At 65.9% G+C, this 21,411-nt stretch carries 17 protein-coding genes and 1 pseudogene; 1 reads left to right on the forward strand and 17 read right to left on the reverse strand.

The window, feature by feature from the left end; translation table 11 throughout:
- Positions 1-27: 27 nt before the first annotated feature.
- The 4 genes from ACE3P9_RS09495 to ACE3P9_RS09510 all read right to left on the reverse strand — a co-directional run bounded on the left by ACE3P9_RS09495 (position 28) and on the right by ACE3P9_RS09510 (position 5,595).
- Entirely contained in the window at positions 28-837 is an 810-nt protein-coding gene (locus ACE3P9_RS09495; protein ID WP_374493649.1) for a phosphoadenylyl-sulfate reductase, read from the reverse strand.
- A 22-nt stretch (positions 838-859) separates the two neighbouring features.
- The gene (locus tag ACE3P9_RS09500; protein WP_374493651.1) at positions 860-1,234 is read right to left on the reverse strand and encodes a DUF934 domain-containing protein; all 375 of its coding nucleotides are present in this window, start codon (positions 1,232-1,234) and stop codon (positions 860-862) included.
- Between the two features lie 44 nt (positions 1,235-1,278).
- Positions 1,279-3,066 (reverse strand): nitrite/sulfite reductase, encoded by a 1,788-nt coding sequence (locus ACE3P9_RS09505; RefSeq protein ID WP_374493652.1) that lies wholly within the window; start codon positions 3,064-3,066, stop codon positions 1,279-1,281.
- Between the two features lie 207 nt (positions 3,067-3,273).
- Complete coding sequence (locus tag ACE3P9_RS09510) at positions 3,274-5,595, reverse strand: ATP-dependent DNA helicase (RefSeq protein ID WP_374493654.1); 2,322 nt, start codon at positions 5,593-5,595, stop codon at positions 3,274-3,276.
- Between the two features lie 308 nt (positions 5,596-5,903).
- Between ACE3P9_RS09510 and ACE3P9_RS09515 the strand changes: the two genes are divergently transcribed.
- Positions 5,904-6,290 (forward strand): carboxymuconolactone decarboxylase family protein, encoded by a 387-nt coding sequence (locus ACE3P9_RS09515; protein ID WP_374493656.1) that lies wholly within the window; start codon positions 5,904-5,906, stop codon positions 6,288-6,290.
- A gap of 150 nt (positions 6,291-6,440) precedes the next feature.
- Here the strand turns inward: ACE3P9_RS09515 and ppk2 are convergent, their stop codons facing one another.
- The 13 genes and pseudogenes from ppk2 to prpC all read right to left on the reverse strand — a co-directional run bounded on the left by ppk2 (position 6,441) and on the right by prpC (position 21,381).
- Positions 6,441-7,598, reverse strand: a complete 1,158-nt coding sequence (gene ppk2 / locus ACE3P9_RS09520) for a polyphosphate kinase 2 (protein WP_374493659.1) — start codon at positions 7,596-7,598, stop codon at positions 6,441-6,443.
- Between the two features lie 60 nt (positions 7,599-7,658).
- The gene (argA, locus tag ACE3P9_RS09525) at positions 7,659-9,005 is read right to left on the reverse strand and encodes an amino-acid N-acetyltransferase (RefSeq protein WP_374493711.1); all 1,347 of its coding nucleotides are present in this window, start codon (positions 9,003-9,005) and stop codon (positions 7,659-7,661) included.
- Positions 9,006-9,159: 154 nt separating this feature from the next.
- A complete protein-coding gene (locus ACE3P9_RS09530) occupies positions 9,160-10,239 on the reverse strand; it encodes a tetratricopeptide repeat protein (protein ID WP_374493660.1) in 1,080 nt (359 codons plus the stop codon).
- Between the two features lie 177 nt (positions 10,240-10,416).
- Positions 10,417-12,075: a DUF4384 domain-containing protein gene (locus ACE3P9_RS09535; protein WP_374493662.1), complete on the reverse strand. Its 1,659-nt coding sequence runs from the start codon at positions 12,073-12,075 to the stop codon at positions 10,417-10,419.
- Between the two features lie 157 nt (positions 12,076-12,232).
- On the reverse strand, positions 12,233-12,658 hold the full coding sequence (locus ACE3P9_RS09540) for a hypothetical protein (protein ID WP_374493664.1): 426 nt from the start codon (positions 12,656-12,658) through the stop codon (positions 12,233-12,235).
- Between the two features lie 97 nt (positions 12,659-12,755).
- Positions 12,756-13,235 carry a hypothetical protein gene (locus ACE3P9_RS09545; RefSeq protein ID WP_374493667.1) on the reverse strand — a complete coding sequence of 160 codons (480 nt, stop codon included), beginning with the start codon at positions 13,233-13,235 and terminating at the stop codon, positions 12,756-12,758.
- 445 nt (positions 13,236-13,680) lie between these two features.
- Positions 13,681-14,700 (reverse strand): IS30 family transposase, encoded by a 1,020-nt coding sequence (locus ACE3P9_RS09550; RefSeq protein WP_374493669.1) that lies wholly within the window; start codon positions 14,698-14,700, stop codon positions 13,681-13,683.
- Positions 14,701-14,751: 51 nt separating this feature from the next.
- Positions 14,752-15,024: pseudogene (locus ACE3P9_RS09555) on the reverse strand (LysR family transcriptional regulator); the annotation flags it as partial.
- A gap of 21 nt (positions 15,025-15,045) precedes the next feature.
- Positions 15,046-15,441, reverse strand: a complete 396-nt coding sequence (locus ACE3P9_RS09560) for a GntR family transcriptional regulator (RefSeq protein ID WP_374493671.1) — start codon at positions 15,439-15,441, stop codon at positions 15,046-15,048.
- A gap of 11 nt (positions 15,442-15,452) precedes the next feature.
- Complete coding sequence (locus ACE3P9_RS09565; RefSeq protein WP_374493673.1) at positions 15,453-16,313, reverse strand: oxaloacetate decarboxylase; 861 nt, start codon at positions 16,311-16,313, stop codon at positions 15,453-15,455.
- Positions 16,314-16,330: 17 nt separating this feature from the next.
- On the reverse strand, positions 16,331-17,530 hold the full coding sequence (gene prpF, locus ACE3P9_RS09570) for a 2-methylaconitate cis-trans isomerase PrpF (protein WP_374493674.1): 1,200 nt from the start codon (positions 17,528-17,530) through the stop codon (positions 16,331-16,333).
- Positions 17,527-20,172, reverse strand: coding sequence for a Fe/S-dependent 2-methylisocitrate dehydratase AcnD (gene acnD / locus ACE3P9_RS09575; protein ID WP_374493676.1), 2,646 nt, complete (start codon positions 20,170-20,172; stop codon positions 17,527-17,529). Before acnD ends, prpF begins: the two co-directional genes overlap by 4 nt.
- A 57-nt stretch (positions 20,173-20,229) precedes the next feature.
- Positions 20,230-21,381 carry a 2-methylcitrate synthase gene (prpC, locus tag ACE3P9_RS09580; protein ID WP_374493679.1) on the reverse strand — a complete coding sequence of 384 codons (1,152 nt, stop codon included), beginning with the start codon at positions 21,379-21,381 and terminating at the stop codon, positions 20,230-20,232.
- Positions 21,382-21,411 lie beyond the last annotated feature (30 nt).

Raw genomic sequence — 21,411 nt, forward strand, 5'->3', positions numbered from 1 at the left:
AAATCGGGAAGTCTGTGGATGCGGAAATCAGGCGTGGGAAGCACCGGGCAGCGGGCTGGCAGGGGCGTGGCCTGCTGCCGGAGCGGTGTCGGCATGGACGTGGAGGCCGCATTCGCGGGCCTGATCGTCCTCCCACCACCAGCGGCCGGCGCGGAAGTCTTCGCCCAGGGTGATGGCGCGGGTGCAGGGGGCGCAGCCGATGCTGGGGAAAAACTGGTCGTGCAGGGGGTTGTAGGGCACGTGATGGGTGGCGATGTAGTGCCACACGTCGCCCCAGGTCCAGTTGGCCAGGGGGCTGAGTTTGACGGGCTTGCCGGCGGGCACCTCGCTGTCGTCGCGCAGGTGGATGTCGGAGCGGGCGTCGGACTGCTCGCGGCGCAGGCCGGTGATCCAGGCAGCCTTGTCCTGCAGGGCGCGTGCGAGCGGTTCGAGCTTGCGGATGCGGCAGCATTCCTTGCGCAGGGCGATGCTGCGGTACATGGCATCCTGGCCTTCGCGGGCGACGAAATCGGCCACGTGGGCAGCATCGGGTTCGTAGACGGAGACTGACAGGCCGGGGTCGGCCTGCAGCTCGGCGAGCAGCTGCAGCGTCTCGGGATGGAGGGCTCCGGTCTGCAGCACGAACAGCGGGATGCCCAGGCCGGCCGATTGGGCCAGGTGGGTGATGACCATGTCCTCGGCACCGAGGCTGGAAGCCTGGGTGATGTGGGCTGCACCGAATTCGGCCACGGCGGCGCGCAGGAGTTCCGTGGCCTCATCCACCAGGGCGGCGTGGTGGGCGCTCGGCTTGTCATGCAGCACGGTGGCGGGCAGGGGGGTGATGGCGATGGGCGTCATGGGCTATCTCCTGGATCGGGGGTCAGGCGGCGCGGGGAATGGGGCCGTCCTGGTAGAACCCTTCGGGGAACAGGGCGAGCAGGCGCTGGGCGTGGTCGAGGCTTTCGCCGGGGGCCAGCACGGCCTGGTCGAAGCCGCAGCGCTGCATGAGCTGGAGCTGGTCGATGCGCACATCTCCCACGGCGCGCAGCACGCCGGTGTAGTGTGCGCGGCGACGCAGCAGCTGGGCCTGGGTGTAGGCACGGCCATCGGTGAAGGCGGGAAACTGCAGGGCGATGACGGAGATGCCGGTGAGGTCCACGCTGGAGAGATCGGCATCGTTGGGCAGCGTCAGCAGGCCCTGGGGCTCGGGCTGGTAATGATTGGCAGGGATGAGGGTAAGGGGCGACTGGCTCATGGCAAACATTCCGGAAAATGGCGGGCGGGGCGGAGCGATGGGGCTCAGGCGGGGGTGGGGGCGTGGAGGTCGACGCGACGTGCGGACTGGGCGGCCTCGCGGAACGGGGCATGGCCCGTGCGGCGCAGGGTGTCGATGAAGTGCTCGCCCGGCGTGCGCAGCTGGCGGTAGGTGCCCAGCAGGGCCTCGATCACCTCGGGGACTTCGGCTGCGCTGAAGGCAGGGCCTACGACCTTGCCGGGGGTGGCAGGGCCGGAGAGGGCCGAGCCGTCGGCGCCGCCCACGGTGATCTGGTACCACTCCTTGCCGTCCTTGTCGACGCCGAGGATGCCGATGTGGCCGCTGTGATGGTGGCCGCAGGAATTCATGCAGCCGCTCATGTGCAGGTCGATCTCGCCCAGGTCCCACAGCTCATCCAGATCCTGGTAGCGCTCGGTGAGAGCGGCAGCGATGGGGATGGAGCGGGCGTTGGCGAGCGAGCAGAAGTCGCCGCCGGGGCAGGAGATCATGTCGGAGAGCAGGCCCAGGTTGGGGCGCGCCAGCCCCAGCGCACGTGCCTGTTCGTAGAGCGCGGGGAGGTCTTCGGCATGGACCCAGGGCAGCAGCAGGTTCTGCTCGTGGGTGAGGCGGGCCTCACCGGCGCTGAAGCGGTCGGCAAGATCGGCCACGGCGTCGAGCGTGTCGGCATCGGCATCGCCGGGAGCGTAGCCGGGACGCTTGAAGGACAGGCCGACGATGCGCAGCCCCTCGATGCGGTGGGGGCGCACATTGCGTTCGAGCCAGCGCTGGTAATCGCGCGATGCGGGATCGACGGCAGCGGCGATGCCGGCAGGCTGCAGGGGTGGCACGGCGAACCGGGCAGTCATCTCGGTGAGTGCGGCATCGCTGATGGTGTGGGGGGCACCGTCCTGCTCGACGATGGCGCGGTATTCGGCCTCGACGGCATCGACGAAGCGCTGGCCCTCGGACTTGACGAGGATCTTGATGCGCGCCTTCCAGAGGTTGTCACGCCGGCCATAGGCGTTGTAGACGCGGATGACGGCTTCCAGATAGTTGAGGAGCTGGTTCCAGGGCAGGAAGTCGCGCACCACCGGGCTGTTGATGGGGGTGCGCCCCATGCCGCCGCCGACGCTCACCTCGAAGCCCAGCGCATCCCCTGCGTCGCGCACGAGGCGCAGTCCCACGTCATACCAGTGCAGGGCGGCGCGGTCTTCGGCTCCGCCTGCGAGCGAAATCTTGAACTTGCGGGGCAGAAAGGCGAATTCGGGATGCAGGCTGCTCCACTGGCGCAGGATTTCGGCAAAGGGGCGCGGATCGGCAACCTCGTCGGGGGCGATGCCGGCGAGCGCGTCGGCGTTGATGTTGCGGATGCAGTTGCCGCTGGTCTGGATGCCGTGCATCTGCACGGTGGCCAGCAGCTCCATGACCTCGGCCGCGCGGGGCAGCGGAATCCAGTTGAACTGCACGTTGGTGCGGGTCGAGAAGTGCCCGTAGCCGTAGCGCAGGGGCGGGGCCGCCAGCGTCAGGCCCGGCTGGGCTGCCTGCAGCGCATCCTGAGTGGACTGGGCCTGGGCGAGCAGCTCGGGGGTGGGGCGATCGTATTCGCGTGCGATGCGAGCCAGCACGCGCAGCTGGCGGCCGGCGATTTCGCCATAGGGCACGGCCACGCGCAGCATGGGGGCATAGCGCTGGATGTACCAGCCGTTCTGCAGCCGCAGGGGCCGGAAGGCCGCGTCGGAGAGCTCGCCGGCGAGGTTGCGCGCGAGCTGGTCGCGGAACTGGGCTGCGCGTTGTTCGATGAAGTGCTGGTCGAAAGCGGAATACTGGTACATGAAGCGGCTCTGACGGGACCTGTGCACACGCGGCGAGGAGGTGACCAGCGCGGGCGCATCGGAATATTCGTGGAATCAGGAATGTACCTTTCTTTATTCCAATTCAAACTACTTTTTAATGATGTATATATTCCAATCTCATATATAAGAGAGTGTGCAAGCACGGGCTGTCCGGCTCCCGCCTTTTCCCGCAGAGACCGGGTGTCTTCAGACCGGAGCAAGGCCCCACCAAGAAGGCAGCAGACCACGGCGGGCGAGGTCGCGGTAGCGGTCATCGACGAGCAGCAGGGAGCCCGCATCGGACTCGGTGCGTACCACGCGGCCACAGGCCTGGATGACCTTGCGCAGGCCGGGGTACAGATACACATAGTCGAAGCCGTGCCCCAGCGCCTGTTGCACGGTGCGCCGCATGGCTTCGTGAACCGGGTCTACCGGCGGCAGGCCCAGTGTGGCGACGAAGGCCCCGATGAGCCGCTCGCCCGGCAGGTCCACCCCTTCGCCGAAGGCGCCCCCGAGCACGGCAAAGCCGATGCCCGATCCGCCGGGCTGGAAACGGTGGAGAAACGCGGCGCGGGCTGCGTCGTCCATGCCCGGCGTCTGCGTCCAGACCGGAAGGTCGGGATGGGTGGCGGTCAGATGCACGCGCACGGCATCGAGGTAGCGGAAGCTGCTGAAGAACGCGAGGTAGTTGCCAGGTCGTGCAGCCAGGCGCGTGGCCATGGCCTGAACCAGCGGAGCCACCGAGGCTTCCCGGTCCTGCCAGCGCGTGGACAGTGGCAGGATGTCCACCTGCAGCTGGTCGGCCCGGAAGGGCGAAGGGGCCTGCAGCCGCACGTGACTGGCCGGCAGCCCGAGCATGTCGGCATAGAAATCCATGGGACGCAGGGTGGCCGAGAACAGCACCGCACAGTGGGCGTGGCGGAGCCTTTCCTGCACGAAGGGCGCCGGGATCACGTTGCGCAGCGTGAGCGTGCCGGGCAGGAAGCCGCGCACAGGGCGTTCAGGGGCGGCGCCCGCCAGATCGACCGGCGGCGGCGCGTCGGCAGGGCAGACCAGATCGGCGATGGAATGGGGGCCGAAGCGCTCGATGGCGCCCGCATAGGCCACCAGCATGAAGAAGGCATCCAGCGCCTCGCCCGCGAGGGCTTCGGGGGCATCGGCCAGATGGCGTGTGATGCGTGCCACCAGATCCTGGATGCGCGCATGCAGGGCATCGTCGGGCTCGCAGGTCTGGTAGCCGGGACGGGCGTGGGCCAGGACGCGGTTCCACTCTTTGCGCACGCTGCCCACGGCCCGCCTGAGAGGGGTGGGGAGGCTGCGCTGCAGGCGCCGCAGATCGCCCGCCTGCAGCGCGGCACTGTACATGTCGCGTGCCCGGTCGACGAGGTTGTGGGCCTCGTCCACGAGCACTGCAGTGCGCCAGCCTTCCTGCTGGGTCAGGGCAGGCAGCAGGGCGGTGGTGTCGAAGTGGTAGTGGTAGTCGCCCACCACCACGTCGGCCCACTGCACCAGCTCCTGGGTCAGGTAGTAGGGGCAGATGGCATGGGCATCGGCAAGGGTCTGCAGGGTCTGGCGGTCGAGCACAGCGCCGGCAGCGGCATCGATGGCCGCCTGGCGGGCGGCAGGCAGGCGGTCGTAGAAGCCCTGTGCCAGCGGACATGTGGCTCCCAGACAGGGCGTACCGGGATGGGGGCATACCCGGTCCTTGGCGCTGAGTTCCAGTGCTCTCAGGGGAATGGCGGGGGAACTGGCCTGGCGCACCGTGGCCAGTGCATCGAGCGCCAGAGTGCGGCCGGTGGTCTTGGCAGTCAGAAAGAACAGGCGGTCCACCAGATCCTCGCCCATGGCCTTGAGCATGGGAAACACGGTGCCAAGCGTTTTGCCCACTCCGGTAGGGGCTTCGGCCAGCAGCACCCGGCCCCGACGCGCGGCGGTGTAGACGTTCTCGGCGAGCTGACGCTGCCCAAGCCGCATGCGCGCCAGCGGAAATGCCAGGGTCCGCAGGGCCTGGGTGCGTGCTTCGCGGTGCAGTGCTTCCTGTTCGCCCCAGGCGGTATAGCGTGCGCACAGGGCTGCAAAATCGGTGGCCAGCTCGCTGGCTTCGCAGGTGCGTTCGAGCACGGTGTCGCGGTCACGCAGCAGGTCGTGGTAGCGCAGACAGACCCGGATGGAGGCAAGTCCGTGCTGCACACACAGCATGTGGGCATAGAGTCGGGCCTGGCTCCAGTGCAGCGCCTGCTGGGCTGCGGGAATGCGCTCCCAGGACCCTTTGTGGGTTTTCACTTCTTCCACCGTGGCGAGAGTGCGTGACCACGCATCGGCCCGCCCCCGCACGAGAAGGGGGCCGTGGGCCAGCTCCAGCGCAACTTCGGTGTCCCATTCGCCGCTGCGCCGCCCCGCCACCGTGCGGTGGCCTTCCATGCCTTCGAGCGCGGAGGGGCCCGGCGCGTAACGATGATCCAGGTCGCCTTCCCGGCAGAAGGCAGCCAGCGCAGTGACTGAGACGGTGAGTGGAGGCAGGGACGACATCCGAAACTGAACAAAACGCCACGTCCCCCACAGGAAGAACGGAGATCGCAGCCACGGCGCTGCACGCAGAGGCCGCGAGGGGGACTGCGTGCAGCCGTGTGGGGCGAGCGTAGCAGCTTTGCAGCACCGGTGCGAGAAGTGCGCCGGGGGCAGAGGTACGGGCAAGGGTGAAGGGGCATGCGCGGGCAGGGTTCTAGAATCGGAATCTGTCGCGTTTGTATCCGCATGCCGAGCATGCCGATATGGATGCGGATGCGTTCCGTTCCGTTCCGTTTTACTCACCATTCATTGATTGCAGGAGTTTTCCGATGAGTACCCCCCAGGGCAAGGATTTCGACCAGGGTCTGGCCATGCGCAAGCGCGTCATGGGAGACGCCTTTGTGGAGAAGGCTTTCAGCGGGCTCACCGAGTTCACGGCACCGCTGCAGGACTACATCACCCGCAACGCCTGGGGTGACACCTGGCAGCGGGAGGGACTGGATCTCAAGACACGCAGCCTCGTCACCATTGCCATGCTGACCGCACTGGGCAAGTCGCAGGAGCTGCGAGGCCATGTGCGCGGCGCCCTGCACAACGGCGCCACGGTGCAGGAAATCCAGGAAGTGCTGCTCCACGCAAGCATCTACTGCGGCATTCCGGCGGCGGTGGAGGGCTTCCGGGCTGCGGCCGAGATCATCGACGGCCCCAGGGCCTGAGAGGACACAGGCTGCTGCGCGGCGGGAGCGCATGCACCTTGCGGCACCGACGTCCAGAGACAAAAAAGCGACCTCACTGCCACAGCGGGGTCGCTCGAAAGAGAGAACCCGGGAAAGGGCAGCGCCCCTTCCCGGATCTCTGCAGCATGATCAGCGCTTGACGGGAGCCAGCGGCGTCGTGAGCGGGCGTACCTCGCCCATCGGATGCTCGCCGGTTTCGTAGATGTTGTTGGCACGGCCGACGAGCAGGGTGTCGAGCGTGCCGATGTTGTCGGTGTCCTTGTTGGAATAGGGCACCTTGTTGAGCACATAGCGCATGGCGTTGAGGCGGGCGCGCTTCTTGTCATCGCTCTTGATGACGGTCCAGGGTGCATCCACCGTGTCGGTCTCGAAGAACATGGCTTCCTTGGCGCGGGTGTAGTCGTCCCACTTGTCGAGGCTGGCCTTGTCCACGGGGCTGAGCTTCCACTGCTTGAGGGGGTGCAGCTCGCGTTCCTTGAAGCGGCGGCGCTGTTCGTCCTGGCTCACCGAGAACCAGAACTTGAAGAGATGGATGCCGCTGCGGGTGAGCATGCGCTCGAACAGGGGCGCCTGCAGCATGAATTCCTGGTATTCCTCGTCCGAGCAGAACCCCATGACACGCTCCACTCCGGAGCGGTTGTACCAGGAGCGATCGAACAGCACGATTTCGCCGTTGGTGGGCAGGTTCTTGACGTAGCGCTGGAAGTACCACTGGCCGCGTTCCTCGTCGGTGGGCTTTTCGAGGGCCACCACGCGCGCGCCACGGGGGTTGAGGTGTTCCATGAAGCGCTTGATGGCGCCGCCCTTGCCGGCAGCGTCGCGTCCTTCGAAGACGATCACGACGCGGGCACCCGTTTGCTTGACCCATGCCTGGAGCTTGAGCAACTCGACCTGCAGCTTGTATTTCTGCTTCTCGTAGTTCTTGCGGATCATCAGGTTCTTGTAGGGATAGCCGCCCTTGCGCCAGTTGGGCGCGAGTTCGTCATCCGGGGAGACCTTGATGGTCTTGCTGCCGGTGCCGGATTCCGCCAGCATGCGGCGCAGGGCTGCCACCTCGTCCTTGGAGGCGCGGCTCAGCAGGGTCTGCATGGCCGATACCTTGTCCTCTGCCTTCTCCAGGATCTGTTCGATGGCCACTTCGCGGCGGGTGAGCGCGGAGTCTTCCGCCTCGCGGGTGGCCACGCGGTCGATGTTGCGGGGGGCTGTCTTGCCCAGCACCACATCTCCGGATCGGGCGAGGCGGGGTTTGTCCTGGGAGGCCGTGGGGGACTTGGAAGAGGTGGCCATAGGGGAGCTCCTTAGCGAGTGGAAATATCCCTTGGGATTTTAGGACTATTGGGGCCGCCGTTACAGTTTTTTGACCAAAACCTGACTTTTGCGGTCCCAGTTATATTTGCGCTTGCGTGCCTCGGGCAGCCAGGAGGGATCGACCACCTGGAAGCCGCGCTTGATGAACCAGTGCATGGTGCGCGTGGTGAGCACAAAGATGCTCTTGAGCCCCATTGCCCGGGCGCGCTGCTCGATGCGGCGCAGCAGCTTGTCACCGTCGCCCTGGCCCTGCACGGCGGGGCTCACGGTCACGGAGGCCATTTCGCCCGTGCTGTCCTCGGCATAGGGGTAGAGGGCCGCGCAGCCGAAGATCACCCCATCGTGTTCGATGATGGTGTAGAGGTGCGCATCGCGCTCGATCTCGGTGCGGCTGCGCTTGACGAGCGTGCCGTCCTGCTCGAACGGCTCGATCAGGTGCAGGATGCCGCCCACGTCCTCGATGGTGGCCTCGCGCAGGTTCTCCAGCTTTTCGTCCACGACCATGGTGCCGATGCCGTCGTGGGTGTAGATCTCCAGCAGGATGGAGCCATCCACCGAGTAGGGCACGATGTGGCTGCGTTCCACGCCCTTGATGCAGGCCCTGACGCAGTACTGGAGATAAAACGCGAGATCGTTGGGGTGTTCGGGGGCGGGGAGCCTGGTCAGCAGCCGCTGGGCATCGGCCAGCGACAGTTCGGTGTCGACCGGGTTGTCCTCGCTCTCGGGATCGAGGGGCCGCTGGCGCAGGCCGCCGATCTCGGTGAGGAAGATGAGCTTGTCGGCGTGCAGCTCGCTGGCGACCTCGGTGGCCACGTTCTCCATGTTGAGGTTGAAGGCTTCGCCGGTGGGAGAAAAGCCGAGCGGAGAAAGCAGCACCAGCGCCCCCTGGTCGAGCATGGACTGGATGGCGCTGGAATCGACCTTGCGCACCAGCCCGGAATGCTTGTAGTCCACCCCGTCCACGATGCCGACGGGCCGCGCCGTGAGGAAGTTGCCCGAGATCACCCGCACGGTGGCACCCGCCATGGGCGTGTTGGGCAGGCCCTGGCTGAAGGCGGCCTCGACTTCGTAGCGCAGCTGTCCGGCGGCTTCCAGCGCGCTGTCGAGTGCCACGCCGTCGGTGATGCGGATGCCCTTGTAATAGCGGGGCTCCTCGCCCTTGGCACGCAGCTGCTCGTTGACCTGCGGGCGGAAGCCGTGCACGAGCACGATCTTCACGCCCATGCTCTTGATGAGGGCCAGATCCTGCACCACGTTGGGCAGCTTGCCGGCGGCGATGGCCTCGCCCGGAACGCCGACCACCATGGTCTTGCCGCGATGCATGTGGATGTAGGGTGCAACCGCCCGGAACCAGGGCACAAAGGTGAAGTTGAAGACCGCAGACATGGACATGGAGGTGAGAACCAGGGAGGTCTGTCCCGTGCCGGCAGGCGGCCCGGAGCAGCATGTAAAACCCCTATTGTGTACTCGATTGGCCCCGTTCCTGCGGTGCCTTCACACACGGTTGCCGCTTGCTTGGCGCGAAGGTGCCGGCTCGCTTCTAGCCACCGCGGCTCACCTCGCCCACGAGCTGCTGCCAGAAGGTGGGCAGCAGGTCGTAGAGGGGGGTGGGTTCGCGCTGCCAGATCTGTACACCGTCCGGCACGATGGCGCTGGAGGGGACCACGCCCGGATCGACCTGCGCGAGCTGCTGCATCCACAGAATGTCGACGCCGCCCTGCGGGGCAGGACGCGCGTAGATGAGCTGCAGCATGCGCTGTGCCGCCACGCTGCCCCGGGATGCCGCCTTGGCGTAGAGGCGCAGGGCCTCGCTGTAGTTCGGCGTGCGGCCGATGCCCCGGTGCAAGGCACGTGCCTTTTGGTAGAGCGCATCGGCCGAGGCATGGGCTTCGCCCGAGGTGGACGTGGGGCGGCTGACGGTGCTGTCGCGGGCCGATGGCCTGCGGGTCAGGCGCTCCAGGTTGGCGCGGGCAGCCGGCGAGCCCGGCGCCGCACGGCGGAAGTAGCCCTCGGCCACGGCGTCCTGTCCGTGCAGGGCGGCATCGATGCCGAGCGCATTGAGTGCATGGACTTCGCCTCCCTGTGCCGCTGCAAGCAGCAGGGGGGAGCGCCCGGGGGCGAGCTGCTGCGAGGGCTGGTTCCGGGCGCGGCGTCCTTCCACCAGCCAGGCCAGAAAGGCGGCCCGTGCCGGCGCGGATGGGTGCAGCGCTGCAATGGCTGCGTCTGCCGCCTCCAGATCCGGCGGGCCACTGCAGCCGTCCATGGCACACCAGGCCAGCCCGGCCTGGGCCAGAGGAAATCCCCCGGCAGCGGCCTGCATGAACCACCGCTGGGCCTGCATGCGGTTCTGTGGAACCCCGGCCCCGTGCAGATGGATCAGCCCCAGGGTCCAGGCCGCCTGGGCGGCGGAGCGGGATTCCGTTGCCGAACGGGCGGCTCCGTGCAGGGTGGCTGCGCGGTCGGCCTGCTGCATGAGGGCGGACAGCCGCTGGGCGATGTCCTGATCGGAGGGGCCGGCTGCAGGCTGCGGCAGGGGGCTGGCATGAATCAGCCGAATGGGGGGCTCTGTGGCGGCATCGGCGTGTGTCGCGGGTTGCGTCCAGCCGGGATGCGTTGCCATGCTCGTCAGGAGGCACAGGGTCAGTCCCAGTCCCAGCCCGTGGCGTGGTCGAAGCCCCGTCGACGGAAGAACAGTGCGCTGACTGCCCCCGGAGAGGGGGAGAGCCATACGGCGGCAGAAGGCGAGGGCGTGCATGGTTGTGCGCTCCAGGCGGGAGAGGTGGCTCGGGGCAGCGTGTCAGCGCTTCGGGGCGGGGGCGGCAGGCACCACGTTCCAGTGCAGTGTCTGGGCGGTATAGCCGTTCTTGCCGAAGGCGGAGGCAAACTGGGTCTCGACCCCCTGCACACCCTGCACACCCTGTACCAGGGTCAGGGGCGGAACCCGGAACGCCGCCGGCAACCGCTCCATGGCCTCATCCGGGGTGGCCAGGCAGATCACCGATTCGGTACCCGGCGTGCCGGTATCGAGCACAAAGGGCGGGTTGGGCGACATCCAGTCCGGGATGCGGATCGTGGTGTTGGCCGAGACAGAGGACGAGGGGTTCGACTGGTTCGGCAGCAGCCGGATCACGTTGCCCTGCGGGCTGGAATGGAAGCAGTACAGATGGGCACTGCGCGAGACACGGGTCGAGAGAAAGAGCTGGGTGCCGGAGGGGAAGGTCGTCTTGTCCGGGACGGGGTTCTCGATCTGCAGCGAAATCTGCAGCGTGCGCGGCGCATCCTGCCGGGGTGGGGTGGGGGCTGCCAGCGCGTTCCAGCCGATGCGTTCGATGGAGCCGTCGGCGGCCATGCCCACGAAGTTGCGCAGGGCGCGGTCATAGGTGGTGTAGTCGATCTCGCCGGTCACCACCAGCCCGCGATCGGCCTGGAACTTGCCGATCGCCTCGCGCAGCACCGGGCTGTTGGCCGGCAGGATGGCCGAGCCGGTGGGCAGATAGCCCTGCCGCATGAGCGAATGCTGCACCATGGTCTGGCGGTAGGAGGGGCTGCCCTCGTCATACCACATGCGCAGCTGGTGCTGAAACTCGGGGTGCGTCTGCTCCAGCGTCAGGCACTGCCAGTACGGCACGCGCGCCCACTTGCCGGTGAGCTCGATCATGGCCAGCTCCACGAGCGTGCGAATGGCACTGCCCGTACCCTGGCTGTAATCGCGCCCGACGTTGAATTTCCACCCCGTCTTGCCGATGGCGCCGGCCAGATCCAGTCCCTGTCCACCGCTGCCGATGGCCACTTCGTTGGCCGAGTCCATCCCGGGAATCAGCGTGCGTGACTTGAAGTCCCCCAGATGCAGCTCCAGGCCGATGATGTTGGCATTGCGGGTGCGGCTGATGCCGGTTTCCAGACGGCTTGCCGACGTGCCGGCGTCGATGTGGTTGCTGAGCACGCCCTGATCCACGAAGGCCACGGCCCCCGACACATACAGCGCGGGGCGCTGCAGCTGCATCTGGCCGTTGTTGAGCAGGATGGTGGTGAGGTTCTGCACCGTGTCCTGCTGGGCGATGTTGACCTCGTAGTCCACGTAGCGGAAGGCATTGCTGATGCGCGACATCTGCGACAGGGAGGTCTGGATCATCTCCTTGGTGGCCACCGGCACCTTGCCGGAATAGTCCGGAATGGTCTTGCTCGAAATGAGCGTGGGCGGCACATGGGCTTCCTGGAACAGGCGGTCCATGCACATGAGCGAATCCGAGAAGCTGGAGATGGAGCGCACCGGCCGCACCACCGGGCGGGCCGCCACGTTGGCATAGGACTGGTAGCCGGCATCCACGGCCGGATTCATTGGGGCACAGGCGCCAAGCACGGCACCCGACGCCAGCAGGCTGCCCAGGCGCAGCGTGGACCAGGGAGACAGGGGGAGCCGCGCAGCAGCTCCAGGGGGCAGGAGGGCGTTTTCCATGATGACTCTCTTCGCGTGCGCGCACGCTTCAGGCCGGAATGGTCGGAAAAGGGGGCCCTCCGTTCGCCTGGCCACCAGGCATGCAGGCGGACAGGGCTCCGGGGGGAAAGAGGAAACAAGAAAGAGGGAAGAGGCGGCACTTCCCCTGCAGGCTGCCTTATCGGCAGACGTTCACCAGGTCGCCTCTCAGCACCACGATCTGCTGGTTGCTGCCGAGCCGGCTGAAGGGAGTGCTGCTGCTGGAGGTGCTGTTGCCCACTTCCTGCAGGCAGGACTTCTGCACCCCTTCGCCTGCCGTGCTGGTGATCACGTTGGCGTCGGTGAACATGGAGCCGTCATTGGCCGTGGCTGAATAGGCCTTGGCCTCGTAGCGGGACACCTTGGCCTTGAGCCAGTCGGGAATGTCGGTCTTGTTCTGAATGTCGGTGGATTTGGCGGTGCCACCGCTCGGCAGCGACAGATACTGCACCGGCCGGTTGAGATAGATGGTGTCCTCGCCCGGAGCCGCCATTGCCTGCATGGAGAGCCCCGCCAGGAGGCATCCCCCGGCCAGATACAGTGACACAGTAGGAGTGGGATGCATGATGTGCTCCTCGATCTGCAAAGAGTCAGGACAAGAGGCGCCCATATGTCTGGACGGGACACAGGGGCGCCCTTGAGCTCACGTCAGCCGACCACGGTCAGTTGCAGCTCGTGCATCCGTTGTTGGTGGCCAGGTTCTGGACCGCCTTGGAGTACGAGCCCGACGAGAAGTTGCCCACGAAGGAATTCGCCAGCGCGGTCAGCTGCAGCGAGGGGCCGTTGATGTCCACATGGCCCACATTGGTGGAGAGGTTCTGGGCCGCCGTGCTGTAGCCGCCAGTGGAGGAGTTGACCACGGCCGAGTTCCGCATGGCGGTCAGCTGCATCTGGGGTGCATTGACCGTCACGTTGCCGGCATTGGTCGACAGGTTCTGGGTCGCCAGCGAATAGCCGCCCGAGGACTTGTTGAGGATGCCGGACTGCACCGCAGCCACCGCCTGCACCGAAGGCGCATTGATGGCGATGTAGGGCGTGGGGGTGGAAGGAGCGGGGGGCGTGCCGCCGCCGGAATGGCCGGACCCGCTGGCGAAGGCTGCAGTGGCAGAAACTGCGACGGCGATGAGAGCAAGCTTTTTCATGATGAACCTCCATTGGGGGGTGAACTCAAGCGAAAAGGGTGATGGCTCATTCCAGACACCCGACATCTGCAGAACTCGGTAGAAAAGTGAGATTTCGCAGAAGTCGAGGCCAGTGTCAGGCCGATGACCAGCTCCCCCAATCGCCGGCAAGGGGTAACGGAAAGAGGGGATCCATGGGCGATCAGACGGGAAAAAACGTACGGGTTTCAAGGACTTGCACCGAATTTGTGCAATACTGAAAAGGTTAGTAACGTAATGTGACGAATTAAACAGTGTGAAAAAATAATGACCTGAGTTGGTGAAAAATTCCCCGAAACGTCATTTTTTGTTTAAATCAGTCACATGTTGGAACATTTACTCAGATTCCCGCACCGCAGCAATATTTATTGATACGGCGGTCTCCAATCTGAAGTGCAACACTGTGATGGAACTGCAGTGACTTCGATCAGTGGATGGTAGCGGTCTTGGCCTGTTGGATGTCCCGCATGAACTGCCTGAAGGTCTGGTAGGGGCTGTTCCAGTCCAAGGTCTGGCGTGGCCGGTTGTTCATCAGATCTGCGATGGAGTCCAGCATGTCCTGGTCATGCACCGACAGGTCAGTGCCCTTGGGCAAGAACTGGCGCAACAAGCCGTTGGTGTTCTCGCATGAGCCGCGCTGCCAAGGACTGTGGGGATCACAGAAGTAGATCTTCACCCCGGTGGCTTGAGTCAGCTCGCGATGACAGGCCAGCTCCTTGCCCTGGTCGTAGGTGAGCGTCTGGCGCAGAGGCTGGGCGATCTGGTTGAGCTTGGCGCTGAAGGCGGCCAGGGCTGAGGCAGCGGTGGCATCGGGCATCTTGCACAGCAGCACCAGACGGGAGCTGCGCTCCACAAGAACACCCACTGCGGAGCGGTTGCCCTCGCCCTTGATGAGATCGCCCTCCCAGTGCCCCGGCATCAGGCGGTCATCGACTTCGGGCGCACGCACATGGATGCTGACCATCTCGGGCAGCTTGCCCCGGCGGTCTTCACCGCCACTGCGAGGGCGGCGTGTGCTCTTGCCTTGGCGCAGCAAGGCGATGAGCTGGCTGCGCAGCTCACCACGGGGATAGGCATAGATCGCGTTGTAGAGCGTCTCATGGCCCACACGCTGGGAGGAATCATCAGGATGCATGCGCCGCAGTGTGCGGGCAATTTGCTGAGGAGACCAGCGGCGCAGCAACAGATCGGTGACCACATGCCACAGCGCCCCGTCGGCATGCAGCTTGGGCAGGGGGCGAGAGGCGATGCGACGCTGCTGGCACAGGCTCTGAGCGGGGGCAGACCAGTAGGCATCGCCACTGCGGTTGCGGGTCACCTCGCGGCTCAAGGTGCTGGGGCTGCGCCCCAACTGCTGAGCAATGCGCCGCAGGCTCCAGCCTTGCTGGAGCAAGGAAGCGAGGGTCAGGCGCTCTTCAGGTTGCAAGTGGCGGTATCGGGTGCTCATCGTGACAACTTACCTCAGGACGGAGGTGTTGCACTTCAGATTGGAGACCGCCCCCTGAAACCCCGACGACGCAGCACGCACACTGTCGCGAGCCTGTGTCACCGCCGCAAACACTCGGGGTACGTGCTCCAGGAGCGCTAGTCCTGCACGGGTCAGCCGTGTGCTGCGAGTGTTGCGGTCGAAGAGGCGGGCACCTAGATCCTCTTCCAACTCTTTGATTGTCCGGGACAGCGGTGACTGTTCGATATGCAGGCGAGCAGCAGCACGCGCGAAATGCAGCTCTTCGGCTACAGCCAGGAAACAACGTAGGTGTCGAAGCTCCATGGTCGTTGCCTGGCTGATGGCTCAGTAGGCCTCGCTTCCTGAGGGATTCAGATGAAGTCGAGACTCGATCAAGGTCAGAAGAGCGTGGGAAAGTGAGCCTTCGGGCGGAGTGGCGTGTCCGCAACGCTCTCTGACAAATCCACGAAGTAGTCGACTGAGTTCCCGAGCCTCTTCGTACTCTTCCGGGCTGAGAGTGGACACGAACATGCCTCTTCGTATCCGAGCCGTGAGCAAGCCTTCGTGCTGCAGGATGCGCAGCGCCTCCCGCACGGGTGTTCGGCTGACACCGTAGTGCGCAACCAATGCTGCCTCGTCGACAGCTTCTCCAGGCTGAATTTCTCGACGGCAAATCTGCCCGCGAATGCGTTCGGCAAGCTGTTCGCAAAGCGCCTGTGATTGAAGCGGTGCTGCGGTCATCGGCTGCGTATTCAGCTGTATTGCTGCTCCAGCTTGTCCCACTCGGGTTTGCCCACCAATCTCTGGCGTTCGGAGAACGCGGCGACCAGACCACTGGATTCTTGCACTTCCTTGTTGTCGCGCAGCACAGTCAGCGCCTTCTGCATGCCGGCCACCGCGCCCTGCAGCGCGGCGTTGGCGTAGAGCACGATGCCGTAGCCCAGCTCGCCGAGTTCGGTGGCGTTGAAGATGGGCGTGCGGCCACCGATGACCATGTTCATCAGCTGGGGCTTGGCCAGGCGCTGGGGCAGGGCACGCACCTCGTCGGCCTTGGTCACGGCCTCGACGAACAGGATGTCGGCACCGGCCTCGGCGAACTGCTGCGCGCGCTCCACCGCGGCTTCGAAGCCGTGGGTGGCGGCGGCGTCGGTGCGCGCCATGATCATCAGGTGCGGGTCATGCCGCGCATCGACGGCGGCCTTGATCTTGCTGACGGCCTCTTCGGTGGAGATGACTTCCTTGCCGGAGAAATGCCCACATCGTTTGGGGGCAACCTGATCCTCGAACTGGATGCAGTCGGCACCGGCGCGTTCCAGTGTGCGCACGGTGTGGCGTACGTTCAGCGCGTTGCCAAAGCCGGTGTCGGCATCCACGATGATTGGCAGGGACACGGCGTCCCGGATGCGGGCTGTGTGGTCAGCGATTTCGGCCAGACCCATGAAACCCTGGTCGGGCATGCCGAACCACATGTTGGTGACGCCAGCGCCAGTGACGTAGATGGCCTCGAAACCCAGGTCTTCGATGACCTTGGCGGACAGCGCGTTGAACGCACCGGGAACGAGTACGCCACGGCGCGCTTCTGCTAGGGCTTTGAGTTTTTTTCGGGTGGACATGGTGTTTTGAGTTGGATTCAGAATGCATCGCCGGGTACGCGCACCCAGCCTTCCATCAGTATGCGGGCGCTGCGGCTCATGACGGCCTTGGTGACCTGCCACTGGCCGTCCACCTGCCGGGCCTCGGCCCCCACGCGCAACGTGCCCGAGGGGTGACCGAAACGCACGCTCTGGCGTTCGCCGCCACCGGCAGCGAGGTTGACCAGGGTGCCGGGAATGGCCGCGGCCGTGCCGATGGCCACCGCCGCCGTGCCCATCATGGCGTGGTGCAGTTTGCCCATGGACAGGGCGCGCACCAGCAGGTCCATGTCGCCAGGCTCGATTTGCTTGCCGCTGGACGCGGTGTAGCGCCGGGGCGGGGCGACGAAGGCGATCTTGGGCGTGTGCTGGCGCGTGGTGGCCTCTTCGGGCGTGTGGATCAGCCCCATGCCCATCGCGCCCGCCACGCGGATCTGCTCAAAGCGTGCCAGCTGCGCCGGGTCGCTGTTGATGTCCTCGCGCAGCTCGGTTCCCTGGTAGCCGATGTCGGCGGCGTTGACGAACACCGTGGGAATGCCGGCGCTGATCATGGTGGCCTTGAAGGTCCCGACGCCGGGCACGACGAGGTCGTCCACCAGGTTTCCGGTCGGGAACATGGCTCCGCCTTCATCGCCGTCGTCGGACGGGTCCATGAACTCCAGCACGATCTCGGCGGCGGGAAAGGTTACGCCATCGAGTTCGAACTCGCCCGTCTCCTGCACCTGTCCGCCCGAGACCGGCACGTGTGCAATGATGGTCTTGCCGATGTTGGCCTGCCAGATGCGGACCGTGCACACGCCGTCGCGCGGTACGCGGGCCGCATCGACGAAGCCGGCGTGGATGGCAAACGCGCCGGCCGCCGTGGACAGGTTGCCGCAGTTGCCCGACCAGTCCACAAAATCCTTGTCGATGGCGACCTGGCCGTAGAGGTAGTCCACGTCGTGACCGGGCCTCGCGCTTTTGCTCAGGATCACGCATTTGCTGGTGCTGGATGTGGCACCGCCCATGCCGTCGATCTGCGCGGCGTAGGGGTCGGGGCTACCGATGACGCGCTGGAACAGGCGGTCGCGTGCGGCGCCGGGCACCTGACAGCGCTCAGGCAGGTCTTGCAGGCGGAAGAACACGCCCTTGCTGGTACCGCCGCGCATATAAGTGGCAGCAATCCTGATCTGCGGAACTGAACTTGTTCGGGTGCTCATGCGTGTGCCTCCTGTGCGGGGGAACGGGTCGTGGCCAGGAAGTCTTGCGCAAAGCGCTGCAGCACGCCACCGGCTTCGTACACCGAGACTTCCTCGGCCGTGTCCAGACGGCAGGTGACGGTCACGTGATCCGTCTCGCCGTTCCGTCGGTGGATCAGCAGCGTGAGGTCGGCGCGCGGCGTGAGCTGGCCTTCGACATCGTAGGTCTCGGTGCCGTCCAGCTGCAGCGTCAGGCGGTTCACGCTGGGCTTGAACTCCAGCGGCAGCACGCCCATGCCGATCAGGTTGGTGCGGTGGATGCGCTCGAAGCCCTCGGCCACCACGGTCTCGACTCCGGCCAGACGCACGCCCTTGGCGGCCCAGTCGCGGCTGGAGCCCTGGCCGTAGTCGGCCCCGGCGATGATGATCAATGGCTGACGGCGGTTGAGGTAGGTCTCGATGGCCTCCCACATGCGCACCACCTGGCCCTCGGGTTCGACGCGGGCCAGTGAGCCCTTCTTCACCTGGCCGTCCACCACGGCCATTTCGTTGACCAGTTGCGGATTCGCGAAGGTGGCGCGCATGGCGGTGAGGTGGTCGCCGCGGTGCGTGGCGTAGGAGTTGAAGTCCTCCTCCGGCAGGCCCATCTTCGCCAAGTATTCACCCGCCGCGCTGTCGGCCAGGATGGCGTTGGACGGCGAGAGGTGGTCGGTGGTGATGTTGTCGGGCAGCAGGGCGAGCGGGCGCATGGCCTTGAGCGTGCGCGGGTAGGCCGCCAGTGCGCCCACGCCTTCGGCGTCCCAATAGGACGGGCGACGGATGTAGGTGGACTGGGGGCGCCAGTCGTACTGTGGGCTGGCCTTCTCGCCGCTATCGGCGCGGATGGCGAACATCGGCCCATAGACCGCACGGTACTGCTCGGGCTTGACGGCGGCCGCCACGACGGTGTCGATTTCCTCGTCGCTGGGCCACAGGTCTTTCAGGCGGATCGCCTGGCCGTTCACCACACCCAGCACGTCCTGCTCGATGTCGAAGCGCACCGTGCCCGCGATGGCGTAGGCGACCACCAGCGGAGGACTGGCCAGGAAGGCCTGCTTGGCGTATGGATGGATGCGGCCGTCGAAGTTGCGGTTGCCTGAGAGGACAGCGGTGGCGTACAGGTCGCGGTCGATGATCTCCTGCTGGATGGCAGGGTCGAGCGCGCCGCTCATGCCGTTGCAGGTGGTGCAGGCAAAGGCGACGATGCCGAAGCCCAGCTTTTCCAGATCGTCCAGCAGTCCAGCCTCTTTCAGGTACAGCTCGACGGCCTTGGAGCCGGGCGCGAGCGAGGATTTCACCCAGGGCTTGCGGGTCAGCCCCAGCCGGTTGGCGTTGCGCGCCAGCAGGGCGGCGGCTATCACGTTGCGCGGGTTGCTGGTGTTGGTGCAGCTGGTGATGGCGGCGATGATGACGGCGCCATCGGGCATCAGCCCTTGTGCTTCGTCGGCGCGGCCGGCGGTCAGCTTGGCGGCGTCGGCAATGCCGCGCTCGGCCAGCGCCGTCACCGGCAGGCGGCGGTGCGGGTTGCTGGGGCCGGCCATGTTGCGCACCACGGTGGAGAGGTCAAAGTGCAGCACGCGCTCGTACTGCACGTCCTTGAGGGTGCTGCTCCACAGCCCGGCCTGCTTCGCGTAGGTTTCCACCAGCTCCAATTGCTCGGGCGCGCGGTCGGTCAGGCGCAGGTAGTCGATGGTTTGCTGGTCGATGTAGAACAGCGCGGCGGTGGCGCCGTACTCGGGGCACATGTTGGAGATGGTGGAGCGGTCGCCGATGGTCAGGCTGTCCGCCCCCGCGCCGAAGAACTCCACGTAGGCGCCGACCACCTTTTCCTGGCGCAAGAATTCGGTCAGCGCCAGAGCGATGTCGGTGGCGGTGATGCCCGGTTGGCGCCGCCCGGTCAGCTCGACGCCCACGATGTCGGGCAGGCGCATCCAGCTGGCGCGGCCCAGCATCACGTTCTCGGCTTCCAGGCCGCCGACGCCGATGGCGATCACGCCCAGCGCATCGACGTGCGGCGTGTGGCTGTCCGTGCCGACGCAGGTGTCGGGGAAGGCCAAGCCATCTTGGACGTACACGACGGGCGACATCTTCTCCAGATTGATCTGGTGCATGATGCCGTTGCCAGCCGGGATCACGTCCACGTTGGCAAACGCCTTCTTTGTCCACTCGATGAAGTGGAAGCGGTCCTCGTTGCGGCGGTCCTCGATCTCGCGGTTCTTGATGAAGGCATAGGGGTCGTCGCCCCCGCACTCCACGGCCAGGGAGTGGTCCACGATGAGCTGCACCGGCACCACCGGATTCACGGCCGCCGGGTCGCCTCCTTCTTTCGCAATCGCGTCGCGCAGGCCGGCCAGGTCCACCAGCGCCGTCTGGCCCAGGATGTCGTGGCACACCACGCGCACCGGAAACCAGGGGAAGTCGATCTCACGCTGGCGCTCGATCAGCTGGCGCAGGTAGCCGTCCAGTTGCGCCGGGTCGGCGCGCCGCACCAGGTTTTCCGCGTGCACGCGGGCGGTGTAGGGCAGGCCGTCCCAGGCACTGGGTTGCAGGGCGTTGACGGCTTCGCGAGCGTCGTAGTAGTCCAGCGCGGTGCCGGGCAGGTTCTTTCGATGTCGGGGATTCATAGGTGTCTTGTTCGTGGGCGGGCGTGCCGGCCGCAGACGTGCTGCCGGGCTCAAGTTTCACTGACGCTCTTCGATGGGCACGAACTTCTGGTCTTCCGGCCCCGTGTAGTGGGCCGAGGGGCGGATGATCTTGTTGTCGATGCGCTGCTCGGCCACGTGGGCCGCCCAGCCGCTGGTGCGGGCGATCACGAACAGCGGCGTGAACATGGCGGTGGGCACGCCCATCATGTGGTAGCTGACGGCGCTGAACCAGTCGAGGTTGGGGGACATTTTCTTGACCTCCCACATCACCGATTCCAGCCGTTCGGCGATGTCGTACATCTTGGTGCTGCCCGCCTCGTCGGACAGCTTCTTGGCTACACCCTTGATGACCACGTTGCGCGGGTCGCTGACGGTGTAGACCGGGTGGCCGAAGCCGATCACGACCTCCTTGGCGTCCACGCGACGTCGGATGTCGGCCTCGGCCTCATTCGGACTGTCGTAGCGCTTCTGGATTTCGAAGGCCACCTCGTTGGCGCCACCGTGCTTGGGGCCGCGCAGCGCGCCGATGGCGCCGGCGATGCTGGAATACATGTCGCTACCGGTGCCGGCGATCACGCGCGCGGTGAAGGTGCTGGCGTTGAACTCGTGTTCGGCGTACAGGTTGAGTGAGGTGTGCATGGCGCGCACCCAGGTGTCCGATGGCTTTTCGCCGTGCAGCAGGTGCAGGAAGTGGCCGCCGATGGAGTCGTCGTCGGTCTCCACGTTGATGCGCTTGCCCTGCGTGCTCCAGTGGTACCAGTACAGCAGCATGGAGCCCAGACTGGCCATCAGCCGGTCGGCAATGTCGCGTGCGCCGGCCAGGTTGTGGTCGTCCTTCTCGGGCAGCACGCAACCCAGCGCCGAGACGCCGGTGCGCATCACGTCCATCGGGTGCGCGCTGGCGGGCAGCTTCTCCAGCGCATCCTTCACGCTGGCGGGCAGGCCTCGCATCGCCTTGAGCTTGGCCTTGTAGGCGCGCAGTTCGGCGCGGGTAGGAAGCTTGCCATGTACCAGCAGGTGGGCAATCTCTTCGAACTCGCAGACCTCGGCGATGTCCAGGATGTCGTAGCCGCGGTAGTGCAGGTCGTTGCCGCTGCGGCCGACGGTGCACAGCGCGGTGTTGCCGGCGGTCACGCCCGACAGGGCCACCGATTTTTTGGGTTTGAAGGGGGTGTTTGTCTCGCTCATGGTGGGTCCTGTGAAAAGGGATGTGTGGAG

Source organism: Allobrachymonas sp., assembly GCF_041912815.1.
Classification (GTDB): Bacteria; Pseudomonadota; Gammaproteobacteria; order Burkholderiales; family Burkholderiaceae_C; genus Brachymonas.